Source organism: Mesorhizobium sp. M7A.F.Ca.AU.001.01.1.1 (genome assembly GCF_004022735.1).
GTDB classification, from domain to species: Bacteria; Pseudomonadota; Alphaproteobacteria; order Rhizobiales; family Rhizobiaceae; genus Mesorhizobium; species Mesorhizobium ciceri.
This window is the reverse complement of sequence record NZ_RZPF01001364.1, coordinates 1-443: the sequence shown is the minus strand read 5'-3', so window position 1 is coordinate 443 and position 443 is coordinate 1. Positions and strand designations below refer to the sequence as shown.

Here is a 443-nt window from a genome sequence, read left to right as displayed (position 1 = left end):
GCACGAGCATGCTGAAGCGCCCCGCGAAGGCGTCGGGATCGCCGATTTCGTTGGCGATGCCGACCCAGCCGACGATCAGCGCCGGTGCTGCAACGACAATGGCGAAGAAGGAAGTCCAGAAGCCGGCGGCCGACAGGTCGAGCAGGCGCAGGCCGTCGGCTCTGCCGAGCATCAATCGCCAGGCGCCCGTCAGCGAAGCTTGGGTTTCGTCCGCCGAAAGCATGCTGTTCAGCCCTGTCCGAACCAGTCTTCTATGAAGCGCTGGTAGATTTGCGTCAGCGTCTCGAGGTCGGCAATGGCGACGCGCTCGTCGACCATGTGCATGGTCTTGCCGACCAGCCCGAACTCGACCACCGGGCAATAGTCCTTGATGAAACGCGCATCGGAGGTTCCACCGGAGGTCGACAGCGTCGGCTCCTTGCCGACCGCCGACTTGATCGAGC

General features: G+C 63.9%; 1 protein-coding gene and 1 pseudogene. Both read right to left on the bottom strand.

Annotation, left to right across the window (positions count from 1 at the left end; all coding sequences use genetic code 11):
• A pseudogene (locus tag EN884_RS38205) lies at window positions 1–223 on the bottom strand (transporter); the annotation flags it as partial.
• A gap of 5 nt (window positions 224–228) precedes the next feature.
• The coding region (locus tag EN884_RS38200; protein ID WP_128361243.1) for a M20/M25/M40 family metallo-hydrolase at window positions 229–443 on the bottom strand (215 nt) is incomplete at its 5' end.